7 protein-coding genes and 1 tRNA gene are annotated in these 6,881 nt (G+C 64.3%); 4 read left to right on the top strand and 4 right to left on the bottom strand.

Annotation, left to right across the window (positions count from 1 at the left end):
* Window positions 1-220: 220 nt before the first annotated feature.
* The 3 genes from AC1D00_RS20160 (at window position 221) to AC1D00_RS20150 (ending at window position 3,694) form a co-directional block, all read left to right on the top strand.
* Entirely contained in the window at window positions 221-3,331 is a 3,111-nt protein-coding gene (locus AC1D00_RS20160) for a bifunctional diguanylate cyclase/phosphodiesterase (RefSeq protein ID WP_477011869.1), read from the top strand.
* A 24-nt stretch (window positions 3,332-3,355) separates the two neighbouring features.
* Window positions 3,356-3,604 (top strand): hypothetical protein, encoded by a 249-nt coding sequence (locus AC1D00_RS20155; RefSeq protein ID WP_477011868.1) that lies wholly within the window; start codon window positions 3,356-3,358, stop codon window positions 3,602-3,604.
* Between the two features lie 13 nt (window positions 3,605-3,617).
* Window positions 3,618-3,694 (top strand) — tRNA-Arg (locus AC1D00_RS20150).
* 27 nt (window positions 3,695-3,721) lie between these two features.
* Here AC1D00_RS20150 and AC1D00_RS20145 read toward each other — a convergent pair.
* Window positions 3,722-3,931, bottom strand: a complete 210-nt coding sequence (locus AC1D00_RS20145) for a hypothetical protein (RefSeq protein ID WP_477011867.1) — start codon at window positions 3,929-3,931, stop codon at window positions 3,722-3,724.
* Window positions 3,932-4,144: 213 nt separating this feature from the next.
* Between AC1D00_RS20145 and dinB the strand changes: the two genes are divergently transcribed.
* Window positions 4,145-5,245, top strand: a complete 1,101-nt coding sequence (gene dinB / locus AC1D00_RS20140) for a DNA polymerase IV (protein ID WP_477011866.1) — start codon at window positions 4,145-4,147, stop codon at window positions 5,243-5,245.
* A gap of 152 nt (window positions 5,246-5,397) precedes the next feature.
* Here the strand turns inward: dinB and AC1D00_RS20135 are convergent, their stop codons facing one another.
* The 3 genes from AC1D00_RS20135 to AC1D00_RS20125 form a co-directional block, all read right to left on the bottom strand.
* A complete protein-coding gene (locus AC1D00_RS20135) occupies window positions 5,398-5,691 on the bottom strand; it encodes a hypothetical protein (RefSeq protein ID WP_135175089.1) in 294 nt (97 codons plus the stop codon).
* Between the two features lie 206 nt (window positions 5,692-5,897).
* The gene (locus AC1D00_RS20130; protein ID WP_477011865.1) at window positions 5,898-6,191 is read right to left on the bottom strand and encodes a DUF1330 domain-containing protein; all 294 of its coding nucleotides are present in this window, start codon (window positions 6,189-6,191) and stop codon (window positions 5,898-5,900) included.
* Between the two features lie 25 nt (window positions 6,192-6,216).
* On the bottom strand, window positions 6,217-6,881 hold a 665-nt coding region (locus AC1D00_RS20125; RefSeq protein WP_477011864.1), incomplete at its 5' end, for a DNA-3-methyladenine glycosylase I.

Raw genomic sequence — 6,881 nt, 5'->3', positions numbered from 1 at the left:
GCTGCGCAATCGCGGCGGTGACAAGAGCGCGGGCACCTCGCATTAAGCCGCCGCTAACGATGCAGCGCAGCGATTGTTGCGCGCATCGCGCAACCGCGGAGCGATTCCCGCCCCGCTGCATGCGGCCGGGACCGCACAACCGCATTAATGCTTAGGTAACTGGCTTTCCTAAGGTTTACGCCATTTGTGCGGTGTATTCGTGTTCCTCCAGGGAGGGGGAATGCGCCAGGTCTTTTCCACAGTGGCGGCCGGAATGTCCTTAGCCGCGAAGAACGGCTGGGCGGCCTTGGCGCGGCGTGGTCCTGTCCTGTGGCTGACCCTGTGCGGCGCGCTGCTGGTCGCGGGGATCTTCGCCGTGACCGCCATGGCCGTCGGCGAATTCCGCGAGCGAACCCTCGCCAACCGCGAGCGCGAGCTGGAAAACACGGTGCAGCTGATCCCGCGGCATTTCGATCAGCAATTCGAGGATTCCGACGTCGTCGCCGCCGATCTGATCGGGCAGATGAACCTGCCGGGGATCGCCTCGCCCGCGATGTTCCGCGAGCGCATGTCCGGCTCTGCCACAAACCAGATGCTGCGCAGCAAGATCAGCTCGGTCTCCTATCTCGGCGACATCGCGATCTACGATGCGGACGGCGAGCTGATCAACTGGTCGCGGGCCCAGCCGCTGCCCAAGATCAACATCTCATCGCGCGCCTACTTCCAGACGTTCAAATCCGATCCGATGGCCGAATCGGTCATCCTGGAATCCGTCCGCAGCTTCATCATCGGCAAATGGACCACGGTCGTCGCACGACGGCTGAGCCTGCCGGACGGCACGTTCGTCGGCGCGATGGTCCGGCGGATCGATCCCGACAGCTACCAGAACTATTTCGCATCCGTGGCGCTCGCCGAAGGCACGGCGATCTCGCTGTTCGATCGCGAAGGCAAGATGCTGGCGCGCTATCCGCATGTCGAGGAGCTTATCGGCAGGAGCTTCAAGACTGCGCCGCTGATGCACAAGGTGCTGACCAAGGGCGGCCAGCAAACGCTTCGCGTCAGGAGCCCGGTCGACGGCGAGGAGCGGCTCGGCTCAGCCGCGTCGCTGAAGCATTTCCCGCTGGTCATCGTTGCCACCAACACGACGGCGGCGGCGCTTGCCGACTGGCGGCAGCAGACCGGCTTCATGGTCACGACCGCCGCGCTTTCGGCCGTGGTGATCACGCTGATCCTCTTTCTGATCATCCGCCAGATCAACCGGCAGAACCGCGAAGCCCAGGCGCGGATCGAATCGGAGCGGCAGCGGCTCGACACGGCCCTGAACAACATGTCGCAAGGGCTGATCCTGTACGACGCCGCCGGATACATCGTCACCTGCAACCGCCGCTACGCCGACATGTTCGGCCTCTCCCACGACGTCATCAAGCCCGGCTGTCACATCCGCGAGGCGATGTACCACCGCAAGGAGCGTGACGCGTTTGACGGCGATGTCGAGGAATTTTGCGCCGACGTCATGAGGATCGTCGCCGAAGGCACGGTCTCCACGCGAACTCATCAGTTGGCCGACGGCCGCGCCTTCCAGGTCATCAACACGCCGCTCGCGCAGGGCGGATGGGTCGCCACGATCGAGGACATCACCGAGCGCCGCAACCTGGAACAGGAGCGCGATCGCAACCACACCTTCCTGCGCGAGATCATCGACCATATCCCCTCGCAGATCACCGTGAAGGATGCGCGTACGCGGCAATATCTGCTGCTCAATGGCGTCGCCGAACAGTTGTTCGGCCAGTCTCGTCAGGATGTTGTCGGCAAGACCGCCTTCGACATCTTCCCCGAGACGCCCGCCGCTCATATCACCGAAGACGACAGCAAGGCGCTGAATTCGGCCAAGGGATTGTTCAAGGACGAACACGCCTGGCAGATGCCGGGCATGGGGCTGCGCTACATCACTTCGACCCGGATCGGCATTCGCGACGAAGCCGGCGAGCCGCGCTATCTCATCCATGTCATCGATGACGTCACCGAGCGGCGGCGCGCCCACGAGAAGATCGCGCATATGGCCCATTACGATGCGTTGACCGACCTGCCGAACCGCACGTTGTTCCGCGAGCAGATCGAACGCGAGCTGGCGAAGGTCGCCGACGGCGGACAGTTCGCGCTGCTCTACATCGACGTCGATGAATTCAAKGGCATCAACGATTCGCTCGGCCATCACGTGGGCGACGAGCTGTTGAAAGCGATCGCCACCCGACTCCGTGGCTGCCTCAAGAAGAGTGATCTGATCGCGCGGCTCGGCGGCGACGAGTTCGCGGTGATCCAGACCGGCATCCAATCCCGTGCCGACGTGCTGTCCTTCGTGACGCGGATCTACGAGGCAATCCGGCAGCCCTATCACTGCCTCGGCCATCAGCTCTCCACCGATGCCAGCATCGGCATTGCGCTGGCGCCGCAGGACGGCAACGATCTCGACCAGCTGATCAAGAACGCCGACCTCGCGATGTATGGCGCCAAGGCCGAGGGACGCCGCACCCACCGCTTCTTCGAGCCGGAAATGGACGCGTGCGCCAAGGCGCGCCTGACCATGGAGCAGGATTTGCGTCAGGCCCTGGTGAACGGCGGCTTCGAGATCCACTATCAGCCGCTGGTCGATCTGCGCTCGGGCGAGGTCTCGGGCTGCGAGGCGCTGCTGCGCTGGCGCCATCCCGAACGCGGCGCGATCTCGCCGGCGGAGTTCATTCCGATCGCCGAGGATACCGGCCTGATCAACGAGCTCGGCGACTGGGTGCTGCGCATGGCCTGCAACGAAGCCGCGACCTGGCCGTCGCATGTGCGGGTTGCGGTCAACGTCTCGCCGGTGCAGCTCAAATGCGACACGCTGGCGCTCAGGATCGCGGGCGCGCTCGCCGCCTCCGGGCTCGATCCGCGCAGGCTCGAACTCGAGATCACCGAGGCCGTGCTGATCCGCGACGACGAGGCGGCGCTCTCGATTCTGCACCAGCTTCGCTCGATCGGCGTGCGGATCGCGCTCGACGATTTCGGCACGGGCTACTCCTCGCTGAGCTATCTGAAGCGCTTCCCGTTCGACAAGATCAAGATCGACCGCTGCTTCGTCGCCGACATCGCGGAGACGAGCGGCGCGCCCGTGATCGTGCAGGCGGTGGTGAACATCGCCGCCGCGAGCCACATGACCACGGTCGCCGAAGGCGTCGAGACCGAGGCCCAGCGCGAGCTGCTGCGCACGCTCGGCTGCACCGAGATGCAGGGCTATCTGTTCAGCGCGCCGAAGCCGGCCAGCGAGGTGCGAAAGCTGTTCGGCCCGAGCGATGCCGTGCCGGTGGCGGCGGTGGCCTGAGATGGCGGGATCCGCATCGCCGTCATGGCCTTGCGGATCGCCCACGGCGCCAAGGGAGCCGGCGACCACGTCACCCTCAGCGTCGGCGTCGCCAGCCACAGTCCCGGCGAGGCCGACGGCACCCCCGACCCGCTGCCGGGCCTGGCCGGCCAGGCGCTTTATGCGGCAAAACGGCTTGGCCGCGACAGCCTGCCGGKTCCTGGCCGCATTGCCCGCAAATCAGCCTCGCCGAACACGGCGGAAGCGGTTGCCCGCCCCTCGCCAATCGGCTAAATGAGGCCCCACTGCACCCGTAGCTCAGCTGGATAGAGCGTTGCCCTCCGAAGGCAAAGGTCACACGTTCGAATCGTGTCGGGTGCGCCAGCCTTGTGGCCGTCTTTACGCCAGCGCCTAGCTGAGCATCGAGATGATCGCCTGGATCTGGTCCGAGGCGGACGTGACCAGTCCGTCGTAGGACGTCTGGCCGTGTGCGGCGGCCTTCAGGATGCATTCGGCCACAGCCGCTTTCAGACCGAAGACCGATTGATGGGCCGGCACGCTCGCCATCACGGTCTCCAGCGCTTGACGCATCGTGTGAATGAGCTCGGAGCTGTATTGCATGGGCTGTCCTCCGCGGGCTCATATTAGATCGCGTGCCCATGCTTGCCACTCACAAGCCTGAGACTGTTCTTTGAACCCGGTCGAGACTGAACGCCTCAATTCAAACGCCAGATGGCCGCATTGAGCAGGCCGGCAAACGCGACCCGGGCTGCGTAAGGCGCGAAAAGCATCCATCACCTCGCGCTTCTCTTTGCCCGATTGTATCATCCTTCCATGAGCGAATCCGACACGGTGACTGGCGACACTTCGCCCGTCCGCAAGATCATCCATATCGACATGGATGCGTTCTATGCGTCCGTGGAACAGCGCGATAATCCCGACCTGCGTGGCAAGCCGGTCGCGGTCGGAGGCTCCGCCGAACGCGGCGTCGTCGCGGCCGCCAGCTACGAGGCCCGCAAGTTCGGCGTTCGCTCCGCGATGCCGTCGGTGACGGCGAAGCGGCAATGTCCCGACCTGATCTTCGTCAGGCCGCGCTTCGAGGTCTACAAGGCGATCTCCAGGCAGATCCGCGACATCTTTGCCGAGCACACGCCGATCATCGAGCCGTTGTCGCTCGACGAGGCCTATCTCGACGTGACGGAAAACCTGCAAGGAATCCCGCTGGCGCGTGACGTCGCACTGCGGATCCGCGAGAAGATCAAGGCCGAGACGGGGCTCAACGCTTCGGCCGGCATCTCCTACAACAAGTTTCTGGCCAAGCTCGCCTCCGATCATCGCAAGCCCAATGGTCAGTTCGTGATCTCTCCGGAGATGGGACCCGCCTTCGTCGAGGCGCTGCCCGTCGGCAAGTTCCACGGCATAGGTCCGACAACCAGCGCGAAGATGAATGCGCTCGGCATATTTACCGGTCGCGACATGCGTAACCAGACGCTGGAGTTCATGAACGCGAATTTCGGCAAGTCGGGCGCCTATTACTATTGGATCTCACGCGGCGTCGATGAGCGTCCGGTCCGGGCCAACCGGATCCGCAAGTCCATCGGCGCCGAGAACACGTTCTCAACCGACCTCGACGAATTCGATGCGCTGGTCGCCGAGCTCAAGCCTCTCGTCGACAAGGTCTGGCGCCATTGCGAGGCGACCGGCAACCGCGGCCGCACCGTCACCTTGAAGATCAAATTTGCCGACTTCGAGATCATCACACGTAGCAGGTCCGCACCAACACCGGTTGCGGGCCGGGACGATCTGGAGCGGCTGGCCTGCGGCCTGCTCGAGGTCGAGATGCCGCTGCCCAAGCGCGTGCGGCTCTTGGGCGTTTCGCTGTCTGCCCTGCAGGACGGGGATGATCCGGAGCCGCAGCTGACTTTCGGCATCTGAACCGGATGGACAGAGCGCTCGCCGAACGCGACCTCTTTGTCCGCGAGGCGTCTCCAAACCTGCCGTAGAGGCAGCAAATACGGCCATTCGCGAAACGGTGACGGGATTTTTCAAACCCGCCACCAATAGAAGTGTCGATCGGCCCGCACCAATCAATGCTTCATCTGCTCGAACACCACGATGACGCCGGTCGGCTCGGGCTCGTGCGCCGTCAGGCGTGTCAGGTCTGCATCGGACCAGTCGGCGAGGCTGACGACTTCGCCGGTCTCGCGTTCTGCACCTGGCGACGGGGTGGGCTCGAGGACCTTGAGTCCGCTTTCGTCGACGAAGAAGGTGTGCTCACCGAACATGCTGTTGAGCTGGGGCACGGCGGGATGCTCGTCGGGCAGCACCTGGGCGCCGAGTTGCGTGATGGTCTGCTTCACCTGCGCGGATGTGAGCTTCATGCGCTGCTCCGTTTCTGTCGTTTCGGGTTTCATTGATTTGGGCCAGAGCGGGCGTTCCCTGCGCCCTCGTTCGCCTGGCTCAAATTTCCGAACTGATGCTGCGCGCAAATGTTCCGGTGAAATGTATTTCGTGATCGCGCGTGGCATCTGCCGCGCTCACGGCACGGGATCGCCACACGATGCCCACGATCTGCCTGTGCGCGGCTCTAATCGGCGGCTTCGACGATCCGGATGTCGCGGTCCGCACCGTCGCCGAGCAAATCATGAGCCGCCTGATAGGCCGGGCTCGCATACGCGGCCTTGGCGCGCTCGACGCTGACGAACTCGATGAGAACGACGCGTTCCATCTGCCCGAGCTCGAAGGCCGCAGCCGGCACCCCGCGCGCGAGCACACGGCCGCCGGCCGCCTCGATCGCCGGGCGCGACAGCTTGGCATAGGCCGCCATGGCGTCGGGGTTCTTGATCGCGCGGTAGGTGGCGACCCAATAGGCTTTTGCCATTCTTGTTCTCCTTGCTTCTCGTGACCTAATGCTCGCCTCTGACCTCGCCGACCGAGAGCGCGCAGATGCGTGACAGATATGTGTAGGGCAGACCGGTCTCCTCGGCCCAGGCGTTGAACTGCGCCTGCACTTTTGCGAGATCGCCCTTCGACTTCACCTCTTCGCCGATATCGAGGCCGGCACCGCGCAGGCAGGCCACGACGTCCCTGGAGGTCACGAAACCGTCCCAGCCGACGAAGCGCAGCAGCATCTGGCCGGTATTGCCGCCCAGCCGGCTGCCGCGTTTGGTGAGCAGATCGAGCAGGCCGATCTCGTCGGACGACGGCCACTTCGCCAGAAACTTGCCGAAGCTGCCGTGCTCCTTTGCAATCGCCTGGACGAAGGCGGCGTTGTCGCGCACCGACATGATCTTGGCGCCGTTGCGCACGATGCGCGCATCGCGCAGCAGGCCCTCCCAATAGTCTTCCGGCTGGAAGGTCAGCTTGGCCGGCTGGAAATGCAGGAAGGCCTCGTCAAAGCCGTCCCATTTCGAATCGATCACGCTCCAGGCAAAGCCCGCGCAGAACACCCGCTTGGTCATCTCGGCGAGGATGCGGTCGTCGCCGAGCTTCGCGAGGCGCTTGAGGTCGGGCTTAGCGGGCATCAGTCTGTCCAGCGCCTTGGGGCCGCCCTTGCGCTTCTCGGCGCGGG

It is taken from the genome of Bradyrhizobium sp. P2_E8 (genome assembly GCF_056403875.1).
Note: the sequence above shows the minus strand (reverse complement) of the source record. Positions and strands in the feature narration are given on the sequence as shown.